The following is a 22,946-nucleotide window of genomic DNA, read 5'->3' as shown; positions in this document are numbered from 1 at the left end:
ACTAGGGGGCGTTTTGTGTGGTTATCCACAGGGCAAGTTACGCCTCGGCTTTTTTCGTGGCCGCTTCGATCTTACGCGTGATGTACCACTGCTGAGTGATGGACAACACGTTGTTCACAACCCAGTACAGCACAAGACCGGCCGGGAACCACAGGAAGAAGAAGGTGAAGATGATCGGCATCATTTTCATGACCTTCGCCTGCATCGGGTCCGGAGGCGTCGGGTTCAGCTGCTGCTGGATGAACATGGTGGCGCCCATGATGATCGGCAGGATGAAGAACGGATCCTTGATCGACAGGTCGGTGATCCACAGCATGAACGGTGCCTGGCGCATCTCCACGCTTTCCAGCAGAACCCAGTAAAGCGCAAGGAATACTGGCATTTGTACAAGAATCGGCAAGCAACCACCCAGCGGGTTGATCTTCTCTTTTTTGTACAGCTCCATCATGGCCTGGGACATTTTCTGCCGGTCATCGCCATGCTGTTCTTTCAAGGCAGCCAGTTTCGGTGCCACTGCACGCATGCGCGCCATCGATTTATAGCTGGCCGCCGACAACGGGAAGAAAATACCCTTGATCAGCATGGTCAGGAAGATGATCGACCAGCCCCAGTTGCCGACGATGCTGTGGATATGTTGCAGCAACCAGAAGATTGGCTGGGCAATGAACCACAGGAAACCGTAGTCGACGGTCAATTCCAGGCCAGGGGACAACTGCTTCAGCACGGCTTGGCTTTTCGGACCGGCGTACAGAATTGCGCTGGTCTCGACTTTTGCACCCGGCGCCGCAGTCAATGCAGGGCCGGTATAGCCGACGATATAGTTGCCTTTACTGTCCTTGCGCGTCTGGACGACATTGTTTTCGCCCTTCTGCGGAATCCATGCCGTTACGAAGTAGTGCTGCAACCAGGCAACCCAGCCACCCTGAACGGTTTCTTTCAGCTGAGCCTTGTCCATGTCCTTCATGGACACTTTTTTGTACGGCTCCGAACTTGTCCACAGGGCAGCGCCCAGGTAAGTCGCGGTACCGGTGGCAGTGCTGGACGAAGGATCGTCACTGGCGTCGCGCTTCAACTGCGCGAACATCGCACCCGACCAGGGCTGAGCGCTCTGGTTGTCTACCAGATAGGAAACAGTTACGTCATACAGGCCGCGTTTCAGGGTGAAACGCTTGATGTAATTGACGCCGTCCTTGCTGAACTTCAGGTCGACGACCAGTTGGTCCTGGCCCTCAGCCAGCTGATAGACCTTCTTCTCGGCGGAATAAACCGGACGACCGGCCGGATTTGCATCCGGGCCATTGGCACCGATCAGGCCACTTTGAGCCAGATAGGTCCGCTCGTTACCGTTGTCGAACAACTGGAACGGGATTTCCGGGTGATCCTGGCGACGCGGATACAGCGGCAGCTTCAATTGAGCGACATCGCCACCTTGTGGATCGATTGCCAGCTCGAGCACATCCGTCTTGATCTGGATCAGATCCTTGCTGGCAGCCACAGGGGCTTCGGCTGGGGCGCTGGTGTCGCTCGCCGCGCGCGGAACATCGTCATTGCTGGCGGTGTTATTGCCAGTTGTTGTATCCGGCAGACTCGGTGCGGTATTGCTGGCTGCAACATTCTGAGTCGGCAGGGCAGCCTGGCCATAGTCCTGGTTCCATTTAAGGACCATGACGTAGGACACGATTGCCAGGGCGACGATCAGGATCGTGCGTTTGATATCCATGATTACTCGGCCATCGAAGAAGAACGGGAGGTAGGGATAGGCGGAACCGGGTCATAACCGCCGGGATTCCACGGATGACAGCGACCTAAACGACGAAAGGTCAGCCAGCCACCGCGCAGAAGACCATGATTTTCTATGGCTTCATACGCGTAGCAGGAACAACTGGGGTAGAAACGACAGTGGCTGGCCATCAGGGGGCTGATGGCATAGCGATAAAACTGGATCGGAACGAGTGCCAGTTTACGCATCGGTGCTGTCTACCCCTACAGTCTCGGTGTTGGCTACCGGTGCTGGCTTGTTACGAGCCAGGCGTTTCCAGAGCTTGCCGAAATGCTGAATCAATTCGGGGTTTTCTACGTCACCCAAACCTTTGCGCGCGACGATAACAATGTCCCAGCCGACCAGTGAATCCTGGTTCAGGCGAAACGATTCGCGCATCAGACGTTTGAGGCGATTGCGCTGAACGGAGAGCTTGACGCTCTTTTTCCCGATAACCAGCCCTAGGCGGGGGTGATCGAGATCGTTGCTGCGCGCAAGGAGCAGGAGATTTTTCCCCGGAACCTTGCCGGTAGGGGAGTCAAAGACTGCCTTGAAATGCCGGGGTGTAAGCAGACGCTTTTCCCGACTGAAGTCCTGACTCACCTCCAGTGCCGGATTATCAAACTGCCAGACGCGCACGACCTTTGGCGCGACGACGCGACAGGACGGCACGACCGTTCTTGGTAGCCATGCGAGCACGGAAACCGTGGGTACGAGCGCGTTTGATAGTGCTTGGTTGGAAAGTACGTTTCATGTCGTGTTACCTGGTTCGTCCACAACGGGCCGGAATGGCCCCCGTTTTAAGAGACCGGGGATTCTAGAGAAAGCAAGCCTCTAGGTCAATTTCCAACCAGCGTTTCCTTTAAATAGATATCCAGCCCGCTTTCGGCGGATTCATCACACAGCGCTAGATATAGAAATAAAGAAGGGAATTATTTAAAGCTTTTCTGTAAAGCTTATAAAAGCTACGCCGCCACTTGTCTGTGGATAACCATGCGCAGACCTTGTAGTCCGCCATGTACAGAGAATGACAACTAGGCGGGAAAGCGGTGGCCAGCCTGTGCTGCGCTGTCGGATAAGCTGTGGGTGGAATGCATGGTTATCCACAGGGCGGTTATCCACCGAGTTTAGCCCCCAGTTGTGCAACGACCTCAGGCACGCTTATCCACAGAGCTTATCCACCGACCGCTGGTCGTCTTTCTGTCAGTTAACGTCCTGATAAATCATGGCCGATGAGCAAGCTGCGTGTGGATAAGTGCACGTCCGGTCGCTACAATGGCCGCTTGTTTTTGCCTCACCGGCTTTCAACTTAGGGGATATCCGTGTCAGTGGAACTTTGGCAGCAGTGCGTGGAGCTTTTGCGCGATGAGCTGCCTGCCCAACAATTCAACACTTGGATCCGTCCACTACAGGTCGAAGCCGAAGGCGACGAGTTGCGTGTCTATGCACCGAACCGTTTTGTTCTCGACTGGGTCAACGAAAAGTACCTGGGCCGGGTCATGGAACTGCTCGATGAGCATGGCAATGGCATGGCGCCTGCGTTGTCCTTGTTAATAGGCAGCAAGCGCAGCTCGGCACCACGCGCAGCACCCAATGCGCCGCTGGCCACCGCTGCGTCACAGGCACAGCAGACCGCCACAGCTCCGGTCAACAACCATGCCGCACCGACGCCCGCGCCTGCCCCGAGCAAACGCAACGGTCAGAAGGTCGCCGAAGTCAGCGAAGAGCCCTCCCGGGACAGCTTCGATCCAATGGCCGGCGCAAGCTCCCAACAGGCACCGGTACGCGCTGAACAACGTACGGTCCAGGTCGAAGGCGCGCTCAAGCACACCAGTTACCTGAACCGGACCTTCACTTTCGAGAACTTTGTCGAAGGCAAGTCCAACCAACTGGCCCGGGCTGCCGCCTGGCAAGTGGCGGACAATCCCAAGCACGGCTACAACCCGCTCTTCCTTTATGGCGGCGTCGGCCTGGGTAAGACCCACCTGATGCACGCGGTGGGCAACCATCTATTAAAGAAGAATCCGAATGCCAAGGTCGTCTACCTGCATTCCGAGCGTTTCGTGGCTGACATGGTCAAGGCGTTGCAGCTGAACGCGATCAACGAGTTCAAGCGTTTCTACCGTTCGGTGGACGCCTTGCTGATCGACGACATTCAATTCTTCGCGCGCAAAGAACGGTCCCAGGAAGAGTTTTTCCACACTTTCAACGCATTGCTTGAAGGTGGGCAGCAGGTCATTCTCACGAGCGACCGCTACCCGAAAGAGATCGAAGGCCTCGAAGAACGCCTCAAGTCACGTTTCGGTTGGGGCCTGACGGTGGCCGTAGAGCCGCCGGAACTGGAAACTCGCGTCGCGATCCTGATGAAGAAGGCCGACCAGGCCAAGGTCGAGCTGCCTCACGATGCAGCGTTCTTCATTGCCCAGCGTATTCGCTCCAACGTGCGTGAGCTGGAAGGTGCACTCAAGCGGGTGATTGCCCACTCTCACTTCATGGGTCGCGATATCACCATCGAGCTGATCCGCGAATCCTTGAAGGACTTGCTGGCGCTGCAGGACAAGCTTGTCTCTGTGGATAACATTCAGCGTACCGTTGCTGAATACTACAAAATCAAGATTTCCGATCTGCTTTCCAAACGCCGTTCGCGTTCGGTGGCACGACCGCGCCAGGTGGCCATGGCCTTGTCCAAGGAACTGACCAACCACAGCCTGCCGGAAATCGGCGATGTGTTTGGCGGACGCGACCACACCACCGTGTTGCACGCCTGCCGCAAGATCAACGAACTTAAGGAATCCGACGCGGACATCCGCGAGGACTACAAGAACCTGCTGCGTACACTGACCACTTGATGACCACCAGCGCAGCTTATTAAGGCAAGGGACTAGACCATGCATTTCACCATTCAACGCGAAGCCCTGTTGAAACCCCTGCAACTGGTCGCGGGCGTCGTCGAACGCCGCCAGACCTTGCCGGTACTTTCCAACGTGCTGCTGGTTGTCGAAGGCCAGCAATTGTCGCTGACCGGTACCGACCTGGAAGTCGAGCTGGTCGGTCGTGTCCAACTTGAAGAGCCGGCCGATCCGGGTTCCATCACCGTGCCGGCGCGCAAGCTGATGGACATCTGCAAGAGCCTGCCAAACGACGCGCTGATCGACATCAAGGTCGATGAGCAGAAGCTCGTGGTCAAGGCCGGTCGTAGCCGCTTCACCTTGTCGACCTTGCCAGCCAACGATTTCCCGACGGTGGAAGAAGGCCCGGGCTCGCTGACCTGCAGCCTGGAACAAAGCAAGCTGCGTCGCCTGATCGAGCGGACCAGTTTTGCCATGGCCCAGCAGGACGTGCGTTATTACCTCAACGGCATGCTGCTGGAGGTCTCGGCCGGCATCATCCGCGCCGTGGCTACCGACGGTCACCGCCTGGCGATGTGCTCCATGCAAGCCGATATCGGCCAGCCGGATCGTCACCAGGTCATCGTGCCGCGCAAAGGCATCCTGGAACTGGCGCGCCTGCTGACCGAGCCGGACGGCAATGTCAGCATCGTCCTGGGCCAGCATCACATCCGCGCGACCACGGGCGAGTTCACCTTCACTTCGAAACTGGTGGACGGCAAATTCCCTGACTACGAGCGTGTCCTGCCTAAGGGTGGCGACAAGCTGGTACTCGGCGACCGCCAGGCGCTGCGCGAAGCCTTCAGCCGCACCGCGATCCTGTCCAACGAGAAGTACCGCGGCATTCGTCTGCAACTGGCCAACGGTCAGCTGAAGATCCAGGCGAACAACCCGGAGCAGGAAGAAGCGGAAGAAGAAGTAGGCGTGGAGTACAACGGCGGCTCCCTGGAAATCGGCTTCAACGTCAGCTATCTGCTGGACGTGCTGGGCGTGATGACCACCGAGCAGGTACGTCTGATCCTGTCCGACTCCAACAGCAGTGCGCTGGTGCAGGAGTCCGACAACGACGATTCGGCTTACGTAGTCATGCCGATGCGTCTGTAATCAGAATCAGCTAGATGTCCTTAAGTCGCGTCTCGGTCACCGCGGTGCGCAATCTGCACCCGGTGACCTTCTCCCCCTCCCCCCGCATCAATATCCTTTACGGCGCCAACGGCAGCGGCAAGACCAGCGTCCTGGAAGCCGTGCACCTGCTTGGGCTTGCCCGTTCGTTTCGCAGCACCCGTCTATTGCCGGTGATTCAGTACGACCAATTGGCATGCACGGTGTTTGGCCAGGTTGAACTGGCTGAAGGTGGCCACAGCGCATTGGGGATTTCACGGGATCGTCAGGGCGAGTTCCAGATTCGCATCGATGGACAAAACGCTCGTAGCGCAGCACAGCTGGCGGAGATCCTCCCGTTGCAGCTGATCAACCCAGACAGCTTCCGGTTGTTGGAAGGCGCACCGAAGATCCGTCGGCAGTTTCTCGACTGGGGTGTGTTCCACGTGGAACCACGTTTCATGGCCACGTGGCAGCGCTTGCAGAAGGCGCTGCGCCAGCGAAACTCTTGGCTACGACATGGTACACTTGACGCCGTTTCGCAAGCGGTTTGGGACAGGGAGCTGTGCCAGGCCAGCGCCGAAATTGATGAATACCGCCGCGCTTATATAAAAGCCTTGAAACCGGTCTTCGAACAGACCTTGAGCGAACTGGTTGAGCTTGAGGGACTGACGCTCAGCTATTACCGAGGTTGGGACAAGGACCGGGAGTTAAGTGCCGTACTGGCAGGCTCGCTGCAGCGAGATCAGCAGATGGGGCATACCCAAGCCGGACCACAACGCGCTGACTTGCGCCTGAGACTGGGCGCACATAACGCCGCGGACATATTGTCCCGCGGCCAGCAGAAGTTGGTGGTGTGCGCCTTGCGTATCGCCCAGGGTCACTTGGTCAGCCAGGCCCGTCGCGGTCAGTGTATTTATCTGGTGGATGACTTGCCGTCCGAACTGGACGAGACCCACCGCCGTGCGCTTTGCCGCTTGCTGGAAGACTTACGCTGCCAGGTGTTCATTACCTGTGTAGACCACGAATTATTGAGGGAAGGCTGGCAGACGGAAACGCCAGTCGCTCTGTTCCACGTGGAACAGGGCCGTATCACCCAGACCCACGACCATCGGGAGTGAAGGCATTGAGCGAAGAAAATACGTACGACTCAACGAGCATTAAAGTGCTTAAAGGCCTGGATGCCGTACGCAAACGTCCCGGTATGTACATTGGTGACACCGACGATGGCAGCGGTCTGCACCACATGGTGTTCGAGGTGGTCGACAACTCCATCGACGAAGCCCTTGCCGGTCATTGCGACGACATCAGCATCATCATCCACCCGGATGAGTCCATCACCGTTCGCGACAACGGCCGTGGCATCCCGGTAGACGTACACAAAGAAGAAGGCGTTTCCGCGGCTGAGGTCATCATGACCGTATTGCACGCCGGCGGTAAGTTCGACGACAACTCCTACAAAGTATCCGGCGGTCTGCACGGTGTAGGTGTGTCGGTTGTGAACGCGCTGTCTGAGAAGCTGATCCTTACTGTTCGCCGCAGCGGCAAGATCTGGGAACAGACCTACGTCCACGGCGTGCCTCAGGCGCCGATGGCAGTCGTTGGCGACAGCGAGACCACGGGGACCCAGATCCACTTCAAGGCCTCTAGCGAAACCTTCAAGAACATCCATTTCAGCTGGGATATCCTGGCCAAGCGGATCCGTGAGCTGTCCTTCCTGAACTCCGGCGTCGGTATCGTCCTCAAGGACGAGCGCAGCGGCAAGGAAGAGCTGTTCAAGTACGAAGGCGGCCTGCGGGCATTTGTCGAATACCTGAACACCAACAAGACTGCGGTCAACCAGGTGTTCCACTTCAACGTCCAGCGTGAAGACGGCATCGGCGTGGAAATCGCCTTGCAGTGGAACGACAGCTTCAACGAGAACCTGTTGTGCTTCACCAACAACATTCCGCAGCGCGACGGCGGTACTCACCTGGTGGGTTTCCGTTCGGCGCTGACGCGTAACCTGAACAACTACATCGAACAGGAAGGCCTGGCGAAGAAGCACAAAGTCGCCACCACCGGTGACGACGCCCGTGAAGGTCTGACCGCGATCATTTCGGTGAAGGTGCCGGATCCGAAGTTCAGTTCCCAGACCAAGGACAAGCTGGTGTCTTCCGAAGTGAAGACCGCAGTCGAACAGGAGATGGGCAAGTACTTCTCCGACTTCCTGCTGGAGAACCCGAACGAAGCCAAGCTGGTGGTCGGCAAGATGATCGACGCCGCCCGTGCCCGTGAAGCCGCGCGCAAGGCCCGTGAGATGACTCGCCGCAAAGGCGCTCTGGACATCGCCGGCTTGCCGGGAAAACTGGCTGACTGCCAGGAAAAGGACCCGGCCCTGTCCGAACTGTACCTCGTGGAAGGTGACTCTGCTGGCGGTTCCGCCAAGCAGGGCCGCAACCGTCGTACCCAGGCAATCCTGCCGCTCAAGGGCAAGATCCTCAACGTCGAGAAGGCGCGCTTCGACAAGATGATCTCTTCCCAGGAGGTCGGTACGCTGATCACCGCGCTGGGCTGTGGCATCGGTCGCGAAGAGTACAACATCGACAAGCTGCGCTATCACAACATCATTATCATGACTGACGCCGACGTCGACGGTTCGCACATCCGCACCCTGCTGCTGACGTTCTTCTTCCGTCAGTTGCCGGAGCTGATCGAGCGCGGCTACATCTACATCGCCCAGCCGCCGTTGTACAAGGTCAAGAAAGGCAAGCAAGAGCAATACATCAAAGACGACGAAGCCATGGAAGAGTACATGACGCAGTCGGCCCTGGAAGACGCGAGCCTGCACCTGAACGAAGATGCTCCAGGCATCTCCGGTGAGGCCCTTGAGCGCCTGGTGAATGACTTCCGTCTGGTGATGAAAACCCTCAAGCGCCTGTCACGCCTGTACCCACAGGAACTGACCGAGCACTTCATCTATCTGCCGGCCGTCAGCCTGGAGCAGTTGTCCGATCACGCAGCGATGCAGGATTGGTTGGCCCAGTACGAAGTACGCCTGCGTACCGTGGAAAAATCCGGCCTGGTCTACAAAGCCAGCCTGCGTGAGGACCGTGAACGTAACGTCTGGCTGCCGGAGGTCGAACTGATCTCCCACGGTCTGTCGAACTACGTCACCTTCAACCGTGATTTCTTCGGCAGCAACGACTACAAGACTGTCGTATCCCTCGGCGCGCAACTGAGCACGCTGCTGGACGAAGGCGCATACATCCAACGTGGTGAGCGCAAGAAAGCCGTGACCGAGTTCAAGGAAGCCCTTGAATGGCTGATGGCCGAAAGCACCAAGCGCCACACCATCCAGCGATACAAAGGGCTGGGTGAGATGAACCCGGATCAGCTGTGGGAAACCACCATGGACCCGGGCTCGCGCCGCATGCTGAAAGTCACCATCGAAGACGCCATTGGCGCGGACCAGATCTTCAATACCCTGATGGGTGATGCGGTCGAGCCTCGTCGTGACTTCATCGAGAGCAATGCGTTGGCGGTGTCCAACCTGGATTTCTGATCCGGCTTGCCCTGCCCCAACGGAAAAGGCCAACGCTCATGCGTTGGCCTTTTTTTATGTTAACTGGCTACCGAAGCCTCACTGCCCGCCGCCACACTCTCCAACCGATACCCATACCCGTAGATCGTCAACAACTGCCAGCCGCGATCAGTGGTCAGCCCGAGCTTGTTGCGCAGGCGATAGATGTGGGTGTCGAGCGGGCGCGACGACGTCATTTCTTCATGGGTCCAGAAGCGCTCATAAAAGTATTCCCGGGACAGCGGCCGGCCCAGGTTGGCGAACAGGCAGCGGGCCAGGCGGTACTCTCGTTCAGTCAGATTGATGGGGATCCCGGCGCGGGTGACGGTCAATTCGGCATCGTCGAATTCCAGGTCATTGAACACCAGCACTTCAGCGGCCGGGGTGCGGTGCAGGTTGTGGCGGCGTAGCACTGCGGTGACCCGGGCCTTGAGCTCGTTGGGACGGAAGGGCTTGCTGACGTAATCATCGGCGCCGGCGTTTAGGGCCTGGACAATGTCATGCTCGCCGTCGCGGCTGGTGAGCATGATGGCTGCGGGTGGCGAGTCCATGTGCTCGCGCGTCCAGCGCAGCAAGGACAAGCCGCTGATGTCAGGTAATTGCCAGTCCAGGATCAACAGGTCAAACGTTTCCCTGCGCAGTTGTCGCAACAGGTCTTCACCCCGTTCGAAACTGTGCAGTGTCCAGGCGGGCTCTGCCTTGCCGGGAATTTGCTGCAGTGTCTGTTCCACCCGGCGCAACTCGGCCGGTTCATCGTCCAGTATGGCGACACGCATGGAATGCGATTCCTTGGTTTCAAGAGTAACGGACATGCTCAGCTGGCAATGAAAAGCAGCCGGTGGCTGGTCGTCGTCGTTGAGCTGTCACTGGCTGCGACAATACCGGCTCACGGCGCGAAGTGAAAGGTAGCCGCATTGCCATCATCAAGTCCGTTATAGTCTTGGCCGCTGTGAGCTGAGGCTACCCTGCATGTACAAACCGTCCCGATCTTCCGCCAAGGTACTTATGAACCCTCCGCGTCGCCGTGAAAGCCGTGAACCGACCCAGGTGCAGCGATTGTTTCGACAATTGAGGCGCGAAGGATTGTGGATAACTCTGTTGTGGCTCCCGCTGACCGCGCTGGTTTCGTTCAGCCTGCAGTCGGCACGCAACGGGCCGGGCGCAGCATTGCTGTCGATATGTCTGGTTGGCTGTGTATTGGGTTTGCTGCTGTTGCGCCCGCACTTCGCATTGAGCGCGACGTTGGGCGGAATGGGCTTGGCCCTGCTACTCAGCGCTCTGCTGGGGGCGCAGGGTTGGGCGTGGTCGCCGGTGGCCAGCCTGTTGGGCATGCTGCTGGGTTATCTGGTCTGGAACTGGCGGCGCCTGAGCGTAGTGTTGGCTTATTTCGGCTGGGAGCTGGCGCGTCTGGATGCGGAACCCAAGGTCTTCCCGGAGCGCCGGCGCGCTTCCTACACCGGCAGTGATCGCCTGCAGGGTCAGATCATGGCCTTGGAACAAGCCATGAGCCGAACCCGGGACACGCGCCGATTTATTGCCGACGGCCTGGAGTACCTGCCGGTAGCAACGATGATCAGTGATCCACAGGGCAACCTGTTGCTGGGTAATCGCAAGGCTCGCGAGTTGTTTGGTCACGCCTTGGCGGGCAGTGATGTGCTGGAGGAATTGGCGCGGTTGGGTTACCCGGCATTGGTACACTCCCCTGCACATCGCTTGTCCACGTTGCCGCTGGTTGAATTTCGCGATACCCGCGAGCGCAGCTTGCGACTGGAACGTGCCGCGCTGTTGCCGGTAGAGGGTGATGTGCCCATTGGCTGGTTGCTCAGCCTGACCGACCTGAGTGCTGAACGGGAAGCCGAAGAGCAACGCAGCGTCATGCTTCGTTTTCTCTCCCACGATTTGCGCGCGCCCCATTCGGCGATCCTGGCTCTGCTCGATGTGCAGCGGGATCAGGCCGGTGCCGACAAGCCGCTATTCGACCAGATCGAGCGTCAGGTGCGCCGCGCCCTGGAACTGACCGATGGGTTTGTGCAGTTGGCCAAGGCCGAGTCCGAGGCCTATCAGTTCCAACCGACCCTATTCGCCATGCTGGTCCTGGACGTGATCGACCAGGCATTGCCTGTTGCCCAAGCGCGGAGTATTCGGTTGGAGCACCGACTGGACGAAGAAGAAGCGCTGATCAGCGCTGATCAACCCCTGCTGACCCGCGCCTTGTTCAACTTGTTGGAGAACGCCATCAAGTACAGTGCGCCCGACACGTGTATAGCGTTGCAGGTGCGTTGTGCTCAGGGCTGGTTGACGTGTGAGGTCGTTGATCAAGGCAAAGGCATCGACGCGCAGGAACTGCCGGATCTGTTCGTCCAGTACCGACGGTTTTCTTCGGCCCAGGGCGTGGATGGCATCGGTCTGGGGCTGTCGATGGTCAAGGCGGTCGTGGACCGTCATGGTGGGCAAATCGATTGCCGTAGCGTAGTAGGCGAAGGCACTACGTTCAGCCTGCGCTTTCCGTTGCTGGAGGAATAAAAAAGATCGCGGCCTTGGTCAGGCGGCGACCTTTTCAGTGCGCTATAAAAACTTATGCACCTCGTACGAGGTTTTAGGTGTTTAAGAAATATGTATTAAAAACAGCGAGTTAATCGCTAAAACTGACGAAATCCGAGAAAACGGTACACAGGTTATCCACAATTCTCAGACAGCTAACTTGTCCGTTGCCGCCGGCGCAGCGGGGGCCGGAGGAAGCGAGCCAAGTTCCCGTTGCGTCTGCTCATTCCATGCTTGTACACGGTCGTTCAACTCGGCAATCGCGCGTGGTCCACTGCCCTCTGCATACATGGGGGCGCCGATGACGACGGTGATAACGCCTGGTGTTCTGATCCAGCCGGCCTTGGGCCAGAATTTGCCCGCATTGTGTGCAATCGGCAGCACCGGCAGGCCGGCGTTTACCGCCAATGCGGAGCCACTGCGGGAAAACTTGCCGATCGTCCCGTAGGGTACGCGGGTGCCCTCGGGAAAGATCAGTACCCAGACGTTGTCCTTGAGCAGCACATCGCCTTTTTGCGCTACCTGCTTGAGGGCAACCTTCGGGTTGTCGCGATCAATGGCAATCGGGCGCAGCATCGCCATGGCCCAGCCGAAGAACGGTACGAACAGCAGTTCACGCTTGAGAACCTGACTCAACGGTTCGAAATAAGCCGAGAGAAAAAAGGTCTCCCAGGTGCTCTGATGGTTGGACTGAATTACGCAGGGCCGGTCCGGCACGTTCTCCGCGCCCTTCACTTCATAGCGAATGCCCAGGAACACCTTGCTCAGCCACAGTGCGCAGCGGCACCAGTACACGTTGATGAAACGGTAGCGCGCCCGGAACGACAAAAAAGGCGCGATAAAAAAACTCAAGGAGCACCACAACAAGGAACTGGTGCCCAGCAGCAGGTAAAAGAGAAAGCTTCTGATGGCCTGCAATATCGACATAGCGGCGTTTACCATTGCGGGCAATGCCCGCCTGTTCAAGCGCTTCCCGAACAATCCTTGATCAGGATGTCTTGGGAGCTCTAATTGTGGATAAGTTCAGCGGCAACCGCCGCCAGGTCGTCAAAAATCAAGGTGCCCACCGGTAGGGTCTTGCCCAGAGTCTTTTCGCCTTTTCCGGTCTTGACCAAAACTGGCTGACAATCGACGGCCTTCGCCGCCTCCAGGTCACCGAGGCTGTCGCCGACAAACCACACGCCCGACAGCGCAACGTCATAGTGAGCGGCGATGGTTTTCAGCATGCCGGGCTTGGGCTTGCGGCAATCGCAGCCATCGTCCGGCCCATGTGGGCAATAAATGATCAGCCCGATGTCGCCGCCCTGCCCGGCCACCAGCTCACGCAAGTGCTCGTGCATGGCGTCGAGGACGGCGAGTTCGTAGTAACCGCGGGCAATACCCGACTGGTTGGTGGCGACCGCCACCGTCCAGCCGGCCTTGCTCAACTGCGCGATGGCCTCGATGGAACCGGGGATCGGCAACCACTCCTCCACCGACTTGATGTAAGCGTCGGAGTCATGATTGATCACTCCGTCCCGATCGAGAATCAGCAGTTTCAAGACTTACCCCAGCAGCGAAATATCGGCGACACCGAGGAACAACCCACGCAGACGCGCCAGCAGCGCATAGCGGTTGGCTCGCACATTGGCGTCTTCGGCATTGACCATCACCGCCTCGAAAAACGCATCCACCGGTTCACGCAATGCCGCCAGACGCGCCAGGGTTTCGCTGTACTGACGCGCCGCCGCCATCGGCTGGACCGCCTGGTCCGCCTGCTGGATCGCCGAGTACAGGGAGAACTCATTGGCGTTGTCGAAGTACTTGGCTTCAACGACGGCCGCAATGTTGCCTTCGGCCTTGCTCAGCAGGTTCGACACACGCTTGTTCACCGCCGCCAGCGCTGCTGCTTCCGGCAGTTTGCGGAAGGCTTGCACTGCTTGTACGCGTTGGTCGAAGTCCAGGGCCGAACCTGGTTTCAGGGCGCGCACCGACAGGTAGGTCGCGACGTCGACGCCTTCGTCTTCATAACGCGCACGCAGGCGGTCGAAAATGAATTCCAGCACCGCGTCGGCCAGGCCGGCAGCCTTGACCTTGCTGCCGAACGCATTCACGGCGAAAGCCACGGCGTCGTTCAGGTCCAGGTCCAGTTGCTTGTCGATGAGGATGCGCAGCACGCCCAGCGCTGCGCGACGCAGTGCGTACGGGTCCTTGCTGCCAGTGGGCAGCATGCCGATACCGAAGATGCCGACCAGGGTGTCGAGCTTGTCGGCGATCGCCACGGCCGCACCGGTCAGGGTGGTCGGCAATTCAGCGCCGGCGCCACGCGGCATGTACTGCTCGTTCAGCGCCAGGGCAACATCTTGCGGCTCGCCGTCGTTGAGAGCGTAGTAGTAACCGGCGATGCCTTGCATCTCCGGGAACTCACCGACCATCTCGGTGGACAGGTCGCACTTGGACAGGATGCCGGCACGTGCAGCACGCTGGGCATCGCCGCCGATGCGTGGAGCGATGAATGCTGCCAGTTTCGATACGCGCTCGGCCTTGTCGTAGACGCTGCCGAGTTTTTCCTGGAACACCACGTTGCGCAGGCGCTCGTTGAAGCTTTCCAAGGGCTGCTTCTTGTCTTGCTTGAAGAAGAACTCGGCATCGGTCAAACGCGGGCGTACGACTTTTTCGTTACCAGCGATGATCTGCTGCGGGTCCTTGCTTTCGATGTTGGCCACCGTGATGAAGCGCGGCAGCAACTTGCCTTCGGCGTCCAGCAGGCAGAAGTATTTCTGGTTGTCCTGCATGGTGGTGATCAGCGCTTCCTGGGGCACTTCAAGGAAACGTTCTTCGAACGAGCACACCAGTGGCACTGGCCATTCCACCAGGGCGGTCACTTCGTCCAGCAGGCTGGCCGGCACGATGGCCGTGCCTTCCTGGGCGGTCGCCAGTTCTTCGGTGCGCTTGCTGATCAGCTCGCGGCGCTCGTTGGCATCGGCCAATACATAGGCAGCGCGCAGGTCGGCCAGGTAATTGGCCGGCGATGTGATGCGCACGCTCTGCGGATGATGGAAACGGTGACCGCGAGAATCACGACCGGCCTTCTGGGCGAGGATCGTGCAATCGATGACCTGGTCACCGAGCAGCATCACCAGCCATTGGGTCGGACGCACGAACTCTTCCTTGCGCGCAGCCCAGCGCATGCGCTTGGGAATCGGCAAGTCATTGAGGGAGTCTTCGACGATGGTCGGCAACAGGCTGGCGGTCGGCTTGCCCTTGATGCTCTGGCTGTAGCGCAGCTTCGGGCCGCTCTGGTCGATTTCGCTCAGATCGACGCCGCACTTCTTGGCGAAGCCCAAGGCGGCCTGGGTCGGGTTGCCGTCGGCATCGAACGCAGCCTGCACGGGTGGGCCGTCGAGGTTGATGCTGCGGTCCGGCTGTTGCGTCGCCAAGGCGGTGATCAACACGGCCAGGCGGCGCGGCGCGGCGTAGACGTGCTTGGTTTCGAAGTTCAGGCCAGCGGCTTGCAGGCCTTTCTCGATGCCGGCCAGGAATGCATCGGCCAGGGTGTTCAGGGCTTTGGGTGGCAGTTCTTCGGTGCCCAGTTCAACCAGAAAATCTTGAGCACTCATTGTGCAGCCTCCAGCTTAGCCAACACTTCATCACGCAGGTCCGGGGTCGCCATCGGGAAGCCCAGCTTGGCACGGGCCAGCAGGTAGGCTTGCGCGACGGAACGCGCCAGGGTACGCACACGCAGGATGTATTGCTGGCGCGCGGTGACGGAAATCGCCCGGCGTGCATCCAGCAGGTTGAAGGTATGGGATGCCTTCAAGACCATTTCATAACTCGGCAGCGGCAACGGCTGGTCCAGTTCGATCAGGCGCTTGGCTTCGCTTTCATAGAAATCGAACAACTCGAACAGCTTGTCGACGTTGGCGTGTTCGAAGTTGTAGGTCGATTGCTCCACTTCGTTTTGATGGAACACGTCGCCGTAGGTCACTTTGCCGAACGGACCGTCGGCCCATACCAGGTCGTAGACCGAATCCACGCCTTGCAGGTACATGGCCAGGCGTTCCAGGCCGTAGGTGATCTCACCGGTCACCGGGTAGCATTCGATGCCGCCCGCTTGCTGGAAGTAGGTGAATTGGGTCACTTCCATGCCGTTGAGCCACACTTCCCAGCCCAGGCCCCAGGCGCCCAGGGTCGGCGATTCCCAGTTGTCTTCGACGAAACGGATGTCGTGCACCAGCGGGTCGAGGCCGACGTGTTTGAGGGAGCCCAGGTACAGCTCCTGGAAGTTTTCCGGGTTCGGCTTCAGCACGACCTGAAATTGATAGTAATGCTGCAGGCGGTTCGGGTTTTCGCCGTAGCGGCCGTCAGTCGGGCGGCGGCTTGGTTGCACATAAGCGGCGTTCCAGGTTTCCGGGCCGATGGCACGCAGAAACGTGGCAGTGTGGAAAGTGCCGGCGCCTACTTCCATATCGTAGGGCTGAAGTACCACGCAACCTTGCTCGGCCCAGTATTGCTGGAGGGCGAGGATCAAGTCTTGGAAGGTACGCACGGCTGGCGTAGGCTGGCTCACGAAATTCACCTGTTTCTTGGGCTGCGATTTAAAGAGCGGGAGTATACCCGATTCGTTCGTGCGCACGCCCCCTGGAGCCTTATGCCACGCTGCTTTTGGTGTTCCGAAGATCCGTTGTACATGGCTTATCACGATCAGGAGTGGGGGACGCCGCTGCGCGATGCGCAGGGTTTGTTCGAGTTGCTTCTGCTCGAAGGGTTCCAGGCCGGTCTGTCCTGGATCACCGTTTTGCGCAAACGCGAACGTTACCGGGAAGTGCTCTACGGCTTCGATGTGCAACGGGTAGCGCAGATGAGCGACGCCGAAATCGATGAGCTGATGCTCGACCCCGGCATTATCCGCAACCGCCTCAAGCTCAAGGCGGCCCGGCGCAATGCCCAGGCCTGGCTGGCGCTGGAAGATCCGGTGGCGTTTCTCTGGTCGTTCGTGGGTGACCGAACGATCATCAACCACTTCAAGGACCGCACCGAAGTGCCGGCCATCACCCCCGAGGCGCTGGCGATGAGCAAAGGCCTGAAAAAAGCCGGGTTCACCTTCGTCGGCCCGACCATCTGCTACGCCTTGATGCAGGCCTCGGGCATGGTCATGGACCACACCCGGGACTGCGACCGCTACGCCGAGTTGGTAAACGGCGGTTAGAATAGCCGGCTCGCACCATGGCCCATGAATTCAGGAGTGACCTGTGGATAAGTTGAAAGGCGCCTTGCTGGTCGGCGCTCTGCGGTTGTTTGCGCTGCTCCCTTGGCGAGCAGTGCAGGCGGTGGGCTCGGCCATTGGCTGGCTCATGTGGAAATTACCCAACCGTTCCCGCGACGTGGTGCGGATCAACCTCGCCAAGTGTTTTCCCGAGATGGACCCGGCCGAGCGCGAACGCCTGGTGGGCCAGAGCCTCAAGGACATCGGTAAATCCCTGACCGAAAGCGCCTGTGCCTGGATCTGGCCGGCCCAGCGCTCCATCGAACTGGTGCGCGAAGTCGAAGGCCTGGAAGTACTGAAGGAAGCGCTGGCCTCGGGCAAAGGCGTGGTCGGCATCACCAGCCACCTGGGCAACTGGGAAGTGCTCAACCACTTCTATTGCAGCCAGTGCAAACCGATCATTTTCTACCGGCCGCCCAAGCTCAAGGCGGTGGATGAATTACTGCAAAAGCAACGCGTGCAACTGGGCAACAAGGTCGCGGCATCCACCAAGGAAGGCATCCTCAGCGTCATCAAGGAAGTGCGCAAGGGCGGCCAGGTGGGGATCCCCGCCGATCCTGAGCCGTCCGAATCCGCCGGCATCTTCGTGCCCTTCTTCGCCACCCAGGCCCTGACCAGCAAGTTCGTGCCGAACATGCTCGCCGGCGGCAAGGCGGTCGGCGTCTTCCTCCACGCCCTGCGCCTGCCGGACGGCTCCGGCTACAAAGTCATCCTCGAAGCCGCCCCGGACGAGATGTACAGCACCGACACCGAAACCGCCTGCGCCGCCATGAGCAAAGTGGTCGAGCGTTACGTAAGGGCCTACCCGAGCCAGTACATGTGGAGCATGAAACGCTTCAAGAAACGCCCGCCGGGTGAGGCGCGGTGGTACTGACGACCTGCTTTGGACGGCGCACCACGAAACCACCTGACTACACCCCACCTTGTGGCGAGGGAGCTTGCTCCCGCTGGGCTGCGCAGCAGCCCCAATCATTCCGCCAGACACCCCGCCCCAGCTACAACGCCGACCCCACCGAGCAGAAAAACCCTCAGCGATCGTCGTACCGGTTGATGGCTAAAAGCTACCATCGGATAATGCCTCTTCAAAAAAGCACATAAGGATTTGCTGTGAAGAAGCTCTACCTGGCTCTACCGCTCTGCGCGCTGCTGCTCCAAGGTTGCGGCGTGACCATGACCCGCTATGAACCCAATTTTCAGAACGTTCAGCAGCTCAGGAAAAATGAACCCATGCAGCCTCTGCGCGAAGCACAGGTGAATGCCGATTCGGGCCAGGGGTCTTTGATGGTGCGCTTGAACCCGATTTCCTCGCCCGAAGGCAGTGTTCCGCTGCACATCCAGGCAGCGATCAACAATGAACTCCGGCAAGCTGGCCTGCTCGACGCCCGTGCTGACCGTCAGCTGCAGGTTCAATTGATCAAGAGCCAGCTCACCGCAGGTGTGGGTAGCGGCCACGGCGAATTGGCTGCACGGTTCACGTTGCGTAAAGGTGATCAGGTCGTGTACGAAACCACTAAAGATGTGCAGCGTGACTGGGACAGCAGTTTCTTCGGTCCGATCGCCATTCCGGCTGCCGCGAACAACTACAACCCGATGTTGCAGGACTTGCTAAAGAGCCTGTACAGCGATCCACAGTTCACTCAAGCATTGAAGTGAGCAAAAAAAGAGCCGCAATTGCGGCTCTTTTTTCTGAGTGTCAGCCCCGTGGGATTTGGGTACCGACAGCTGAATATTTCATGCGGTTGTTGTCGACCCAGTTCTTCAACAGCGCATTGACTTGCCGATTGAAAGTGTCGGTGACGGCAGCCTTGGGCGTGTTACCTGCCAACGGCAGGAACCAGATGCCCATCCACGTATTGACCGCATCGTGATTGCTGGCCTTGCCCAATGGTTGGCCATGCTCATCCAGCGTTTCCAGGCTCATGGTGTACTGGTCGGTTGCCAGCGCAGGAATGATCATGAACGTAAAGCCGCTGATGAACGCCATGACCATCTGCCCACCACCTGGCGCATGGTTGTAAACCTTCAACCGCAGACTGTAGTCGCCTGGTTGCTTCTGGAACTCGTCAAAGACCACGCGTCCGAATAGCCCTGATTCATCGAAAGTGCGTTTCAGCTCGGGCTTGAGCATGTCGCGAGCTTGCGGTACCTCAGTGGCCTTGGCATTGTCGGGGTCGCCCTGATAGAAATCGAAGTCGACATAGACGTTTGGCTTGTTCGAGTAACCCGCCATCGAAGGCATATCGACAGGTGCAACTTCATCGTTGGTGAAACTGGCGCATCCACTGAGACTCAAGGCCAAGGTGAGGCCTATGACTTTTGCAAATTGCATATCGACTTCCTTGCGTAAATTTCTACATGCCGCTCACGGAGAGGGCACGAATTCTAGCGAGATTCGCATGAAATCAAAAGGCCATCATTCGGATGGGCTAGATAGGGTGTGAGGGTATGTGTAAAGGCAACAGATTTATTTGTCGTTAAAATCGTCCAACCAACAGTACCGCACCCCCTGATTCATCCATTAAGGAGTCACGCTCATGAACATCGACTTCACCGGACGTAACGTATTGGTCACCGGTTCCACCAGCGGTATCGGTTTCGCGACCGCCAAAGGCTTTCTGGAAGCCGGTGCCCAGGTCGTCATCAACGGGCGCAGCGAGAGTAGCGTGGAGGACGCGTTGCAGCGCCTGGGCAATCTTGCTTCCAGGGCTACAGGTTTTGTTGGCGATCTCAGCAACGAAGCTGGCTGCCAAGCGCTGATCGCCAGGCATCCGAGCTTCGATATCGTCATCAACAACCTGGGCATTTTCAAACAGGAGGACTTCTTCGAGACGCCGGACAGCGAATGGCAGCGTTTCTTCGAAACCAATGTGATGTCGGGTGTACGTGTTTCCAGGGCCTACGCGCAAGGCATGGTCGAGCGCGGTTGGGGACGGATCGTGTTTGTCTCGTCGGAGTCGGGCGTGAACATTCCCGCCGACATGATCCACTACGGCTTCACCAAGACCGCCCAGCTTTCAATTGCTCGCGGCCTGGCCAAACGCCTCGCCGGCACGGGCGTGACGGTGAACTCGGTGTTGCCTGGTCCGACACTGTCCGAAGGCGTTGCCAAGATGCTCCAGGCGGACGTCGAGCGCAGCGGGGAAAGCCTGGAAAAGGTCGCGGCAGATTTCGTCAACGAGCACCGCAGCACCTCGATCATCCAGCGCGCGGCGCGCGTCGAGGAAGTCGCCAACATGATCATCTACGCCAGCTCGGAACAGGCCTCGGCCACCACCGGAGCGGCGCTGCGAGTTGATGGTGGTGTGGTGGATAGCATCGTTTAGCTGCGTTATCAGACGCATGAGCAAAATACCCTGCCACGGGATCGTTATGACACCCTGCAAAAAAACGCCGCTTCCTCATCCGAGAGAAGCGGCGTTTTTTCTTTTGGAAGCAACATTGGTTGATTTGACCAACTTTCGTAGCGTTGAAAGGATTGTTCAGCCCACCCTCTTTGCAGGCGATCCGAGCCCCTTCAGCTAGCCGTTCTCGCCCAGGCGCTCCGAGCCCACTTCGGCTACGCGTAACTCGATAAGGCGATCGGAACCACCTTCGGCTACGCGTTTCTCGATCAGCCGATCCGAGCCACCTTCGGCTATACGTTTCTCGATCAGGCGATCGGAGCCACCTTCGGCTATTCGTTTTTCGATCAGACGATCCGAACCGCCCTCAGCGAAAGTAGGTTGAACAAAAGAAGTCGCAAACGCATTGCCGAGCGACAGTGCCAGAAGCGAGCCAACGAGTGTTTTGCTGAAAGTGTTCATGTCCTGATCCTTATTTATTCGTAGATGAGTGAGTTAGACGGCGACGTGCAAACGGACGTCGACGTTGCCGCGGGTCGCGTTGGAGTACGGGCAAACCTGGTGAGCCGCGTCGACCAACGCTTGAGCATCGGCTTGATCCAGACCTGGCAGGCTGATGTGCAGGTCGATGTCCAGACCGAAACCGCCAGGGATCTGGCCGATGCCGACGTGTGCGGTGATCGAGGCGTCAGCCGGAATGCTGCGTTTGCTTTGGCTGGCGACAAATTTCAGTGCGCCGATGAAGCAGGCGGAATAGCCGGCTGCGAACAACTGCTCAGGGTTGGTGGCTTCACCACCGGCACCGCCCAAGGCTTTTGGCGTGGCCAGTTTCACGTCAAGGATCTTGTCGCTGGAAACAGCACGGCCATCACGGCCACCGGTGGAGGTTGCGACTGCGGTGTAGAGAACGTTCATGGTGTGTTTTCCTTTTTCCTGATGGGTTTGATTGAGCTCTGTTTACGCTAAATGTTTGTGCGCTAACCAGTGGCGCTAAAGTTAACGTCCAAATACTTCGCGCGCAAGATAAGTTTTCATAAATATTCTCAGATTTCTATAACCCGTTGATAAGTAATGAAATTTAGTTTTTAGCGACGCAGCGGTGCCAGCCCGCGCGCATTGAGGGGGGAGCCAAGGGAACGAAGGTGGCAGGGGTGCTGGCCGAGCCAGCGCAATGGCGGGCCCCTGGAGAAAGGGAATTCACAAGTAGGATGACGGGGTGGAACGAACCACCCTAGTGAGCGACGGCAACCTGGTTACGCCCCAACGCTTTCGCCCGATATAGCGCCTTGTCAGCGTTATTCATCAAGCCATGCAGATCCTTGTGACCCGCCTCCGTCGACGCCACGCCAAGGCTGGCGGTGATGCGATGGACAGGCTCGATCATCAAGCCAGCGATACTCTGGATAAGCTCTTCTGCGATTTCTGTAGCAACGTCAATGGACGTATCCGGAAGCAAAATGGCGAACTCTTCGCCACCGAGCCGACCGTGGATATCCGTGGCCCGAAATGACGAGCTGATGACCACGCCCATCTGGCGTAGAACCTGATCCCCGACCTGATGGCCGTAGGTATCGTTGATGTGCTTGAAGTGATCCATGTCCAACATGACGGCGCACAACCCCAATCGGTTGGTTTTGCATTCGTCGTAAAGCTGCTGGGCATGCTCGAAAAAAGCCCGTCGACTCTTCAGGCCGGTCAGTTCATCGGTTTGTGCGGCGCGGGTTGAAATGCTGTTCGCCTGTTCCATCTCGCGAGTAAGTCGAAAGGCGGTTTCCAGTGCCTGGGACATTTTGTGGGTAGCGCGGGCCGCAAAAGCCGCGAACACCAGGATCGAAAGTGCCATGCCGACCTGAATCGGCGATGGTTGGAACAGCAGCCAGACCGTGCACGGAAACAGCACCAGGCCAATGGAGACCAGTGTCATATCCCGGTAGGCGGAATAACAGGACACCGCGCTGACAGTCATTCCCACGGTAAAAAGCATGACGAGAGCTTGCGAGAGGAGATCGTCTTGCGGCATCAAAACAAGCGCGCCACCGCCCCAGATGCTCGCGGACAACACCAGCGAGAACCAGTATCTGCGCTCCCAGCGTTGAGGCGTGCGCTGAACCTCGTCGCTGCGAAAATAGGCAACGAACATCGCGATCCGCAGCAGCGTCGATCCGCTTAATATGGCCAGCCACCAGACAACCGTGCTGTGCTCAAAGCGATCCCAACACAGCCAACACAACATGATGGCCGCGAGGTAACTACCAAACACCGCGGAAACGGATTGGCGAAACAGTTGCTGCAGTCGGTCAGTGCGCACTTGTCCGGCTATGCAAAAATCCATGCCATTGCGAGATCTTGGGCCATCCATGTGATCCACCTGATCGTGAAGCCGCTGGAAAACGCGATTGTGGCACCCTGCCAGCAACGCAAACAACCGAATTACACCTGCACCCACGAGCTTTGAATCGTGGCGAGGGGATTCATCCCCGCTGGGTAGCGCAGCTACCCGCCATAAAAC

Annotated in this window: 22 protein-coding genes; 9 read left to right on the top strand and 13 right to left on the bottom strand. The window is 58.4% G+C overall.

The genetic code is table 11. The features are described from left to right. Positions 1–37: 37 nt before the first annotated feature. Genes yidC through rpmH form a run of 4 tightly spaced genes read right to left on the bottom strand, consistent with a single transcriptional unit; the run spans position 38 to position 2,513 of the window. A complete protein-coding gene (gene yidC, locus ACE04F_RS09810; RefSeq protein WP_486106252.1) occupies positions 38–1,720 on the bottom strand; it encodes a membrane protein insertase YidC in 1,683 nt (560 codons plus the stop codon). Positions 1,721–1,722: 2 nt separating this feature from the next. Next, positions 1,723–1,968, bottom strand: a complete 246-nt coding sequence (yidD, locus tag ACE04F_RS09805) for a membrane protein insertion efficiency factor YidD (protein ID WP_010465488.1) — start codon at positions 1,966–1,968, stop codon at positions 1,723–1,725. Beyond that, the gene (gene rnpA, locus ACE04F_RS09800) at positions 1,961–2,362 is read right to left on the bottom strand and encodes a ribonuclease P protein component (protein ID WP_305501422.1); all 402 of its coding nucleotides are present in this window, start codon (positions 2,360–2,362) and stop codon (positions 1,961–1,963) included. The genes yidD and rnpA overlap by 8 nt, the downstream gene beginning before the upstream one ends. Positions 2,363–2,378: 16 nt before the next feature. Beyond that, the gene (rpmH, locus tag ACE04F_RS09795) at positions 2,379–2,513 is read right to left on the bottom strand and encodes a 50S ribosomal protein L34 (RefSeq protein ID WP_003213577.1); all 135 of its coding nucleotides are present in this window, start codon (positions 2,511–2,513) and stop codon (positions 2,379–2,381) included. A 568-nt stretch (positions 2,514–3,081) separates the two neighbouring features. Here rpmH and dnaA point away from each other — a divergent pair. The 4 genes from dnaA to gyrB are packed head-to-tail and all read left to right on the top strand — an operon-like array spanning position 3,082 to position 9,292. Next, on the top strand, positions 3,082–4,608 hold the full coding sequence (gene dnaA / locus ACE04F_RS09790) for a chromosomal replication initiator protein DnaA (protein WP_486106249.1): 1,527 nt from the start codon (positions 3,082–3,084) through the stop codon (positions 4,606–4,608). 39 nt (positions 4,609–4,647) lie between these two features. Next, the gene (gene dnaN, locus ACE04F_RS09785) at positions 4,648–5,751 is read left to right on the top strand and encodes a DNA polymerase III subunit beta (RefSeq protein WP_007903001.1); all 1,104 of its coding nucleotides are present in this window, start codon (positions 4,648–4,650) and stop codon (positions 5,749–5,751) included. Positions 5,752–5,765: 14 nt separating this feature from the next. Next, the gene (gene recF / locus ACE04F_RS09780; RefSeq protein WP_305497751.1) at positions 5,766–6,869 is read left to right on the top strand and encodes a DNA replication/repair protein RecF; all 1,104 of its coding nucleotides are present in this window, start codon (positions 5,766–5,768) and stop codon (positions 6,867–6,869) included. A 5-nt stretch (positions 6,870–6,874) separates the two neighbouring features. Continuing rightward, entirely contained in the window at positions 6,875–9,292 is a 2,418-nt protein-coding gene (gyrB, locus tag ACE04F_RS09775) for a DNA topoisomerase (ATP-hydrolyzing) subunit B (RefSeq protein WP_486106246.1), read from the top strand. A gap of 59 nt (positions 9,293–9,351) precedes the next feature. Here gyrB and ACE04F_RS09770 read toward each other — a convergent pair whose 3' ends face one another. Next, the gene (locus ACE04F_RS09770) at positions 9,352–10,086 is read right to left on the bottom strand and encodes a response regulator transcription factor (protein ID WP_486106244.1); all 735 of its coding nucleotides are present in this window, start codon (positions 10,084–10,086) and stop codon (positions 9,352–9,354) included. Between the two features lie 229 nt (positions 10,087–10,315). Here ACE04F_RS09770 and ACE04F_RS09765 point away from each other — a divergent pair, with 229 nt between their 5' ends. Then, on the top strand, positions 10,316–11,833 hold the full coding sequence (locus ACE04F_RS09765) for a sensor histidine kinase (protein WP_486106242.1): 1,518 nt from the start codon (positions 10,316–10,318) through the stop codon (positions 11,831–11,833). A gap of 165 nt (positions 11,834–11,998) precedes the next feature. Here the strand turns inward: ACE04F_RS09765 and ACE04F_RS09760 are convergent, their stop codons facing one another. From ACE04F_RS09760 to glyQ, 4 genes are all read right to left on the bottom strand, one after another. Continuing rightward, positions 11,999–12,778, bottom strand: coding sequence for a lysophospholipid acyltransferase family protein (locus tag ACE04F_RS09760; RefSeq protein WP_486106241.1), 780 nt, complete (start codon positions 12,776–12,778; stop codon positions 11,999–12,001). 80 nt (positions 12,779–12,858) lie between these two features. After that, the gene (gene gmhB, locus ACE04F_RS09755; RefSeq protein ID WP_486106239.1) at positions 12,859–13,392 is read right to left on the bottom strand and encodes a D-glycero-beta-D-manno-heptose 1,7-bisphosphate 7-phosphatase; all 534 of its coding nucleotides are present in this window, start codon (positions 13,390–13,392) and stop codon (positions 12,859–12,861) included. 3 nt (positions 13,393–13,395) lie between these two features. After that, entirely contained in the window at positions 13,396–15,450 is a 2,055-nt protein-coding gene (gene glyS, locus ACE04F_RS09750) for a glycine--tRNA ligase subunit beta (protein ID WP_486106237.1), read from the bottom strand. Beyond that, positions 15,447–16,400 carry a glycine--tRNA ligase subunit alpha gene (glyQ, locus tag ACE04F_RS09745; protein WP_022641565.1) on the bottom strand — a complete coding sequence of 318 codons (954 nt, stop codon included), beginning with the start codon at positions 16,398–16,400 and terminating at the stop codon, positions 15,447–15,449. The genes glyS and glyQ overlap by 4 nt, the downstream gene beginning before the upstream one ends. Before the next feature lie 81 nt (positions 16,401–16,481). Here glyQ and ACE04F_RS09740 point away from each other — a divergent pair, with 81 nt between their 5' ends. From ACE04F_RS09740 to ACE04F_RS09730, 3 genes are all read left to right on the top strand, one after another. Further along, positions 16,482–17,039, top strand: coding sequence for a DNA-3-methyladenine glycosylase I (locus ACE04F_RS09740; protein ID WP_486106234.1), 558 nt, complete (start codon positions 16,482–16,484; stop codon positions 17,037–17,039). A gap of 43 nt (positions 17,040–17,082) precedes the next feature. After that, positions 17,083–17,970 carry a lysophospholipid acyltransferase gene (locus ACE04F_RS09735; protein ID WP_198796133.1) on the top strand — a complete coding sequence of 296 codons (888 nt, stop codon included), beginning with the start codon at positions 17,083–17,085 and terminating at the stop codon, positions 17,968–17,970. Between the two features lie 233 nt (positions 17,971–18,203). Next, complete coding sequence (locus ACE04F_RS09730; RefSeq protein WP_486106232.1) at positions 18,204–18,749, top strand: hypothetical protein; 546 nt, start codon at positions 18,204–18,206, stop codon at positions 18,747–18,749. A 40-nt stretch (positions 18,750–18,789) separates the two neighbouring features. On the opposite strand, the gene ACE04F_RS09725 is transcribed toward ACE04F_RS09730, so the two are convergent. Further along, on the bottom strand, positions 18,790–19,425 hold the full coding sequence (locus ACE04F_RS09725) for a hypothetical protein (RefSeq protein WP_486106230.1): 636 nt from the start codon (positions 19,423–19,425) through the stop codon (positions 18,790–18,792). A 205-nt stretch (positions 19,426–19,630) separates the two neighbouring features. On the opposite strand from ACE04F_RS09725, the gene ACE04F_RS09720 reads away from it, so the two are divergent. Beyond that, entirely contained in the window at positions 19,631–20,419 is a 789-nt protein-coding gene (locus ACE04F_RS09720; RefSeq protein WP_486106228.1) for an SDR family NAD(P)-dependent oxidoreductase, read from the top strand. 195 nt (positions 20,420–20,614) lie between these two features. Here ACE04F_RS09720 and ACE04F_RS09715 read toward each other — a convergent pair whose 3' ends face one another. The 3 genes from ACE04F_RS09715 to ACE04F_RS09705 all read right to left on the bottom strand — a co-directional run bounded on the left by ACE04F_RS09715 (position 20,615) and on the right by ACE04F_RS09705 (position 22,796). Beyond that, a complete protein-coding gene (locus ACE04F_RS09715) occupies positions 20,615–20,899 on the bottom strand; it encodes a hypothetical protein (RefSeq protein ID WP_486106226.1) in 285 nt (94 codons plus the stop codon). 33 nt (positions 20,900–20,932) lie between these two features. Continuing rightward, positions 20,933–21,352, bottom strand: coding sequence for an organic hydroperoxide resistance protein (locus ACE04F_RS09710; RefSeq protein WP_434559736.1), 420 nt, complete (start codon positions 21,350–21,352; stop codon positions 20,933–20,935). A 316-nt stretch (positions 21,353–21,668) separates the two neighbouring features. After that, complete coding sequence (locus tag ACE04F_RS09705; RefSeq protein ID WP_486106336.1) at positions 21,669–22,796, bottom strand: GGDEF domain-containing protein; 1,128 nt, start codon at positions 22,794–22,796, stop codon at positions 21,669–21,671. Positions 22,797–22,946: the final 150 nt, after the last annotated feature.

The organism is Pseudomonas sp. AGC41 (genome assembly GCF_057334555.1).
The sequence above is the reverse complement of the archived record's forward strand: the minus strand, read 5'-3'. Positions and strand labels throughout refer to the sequence as shown.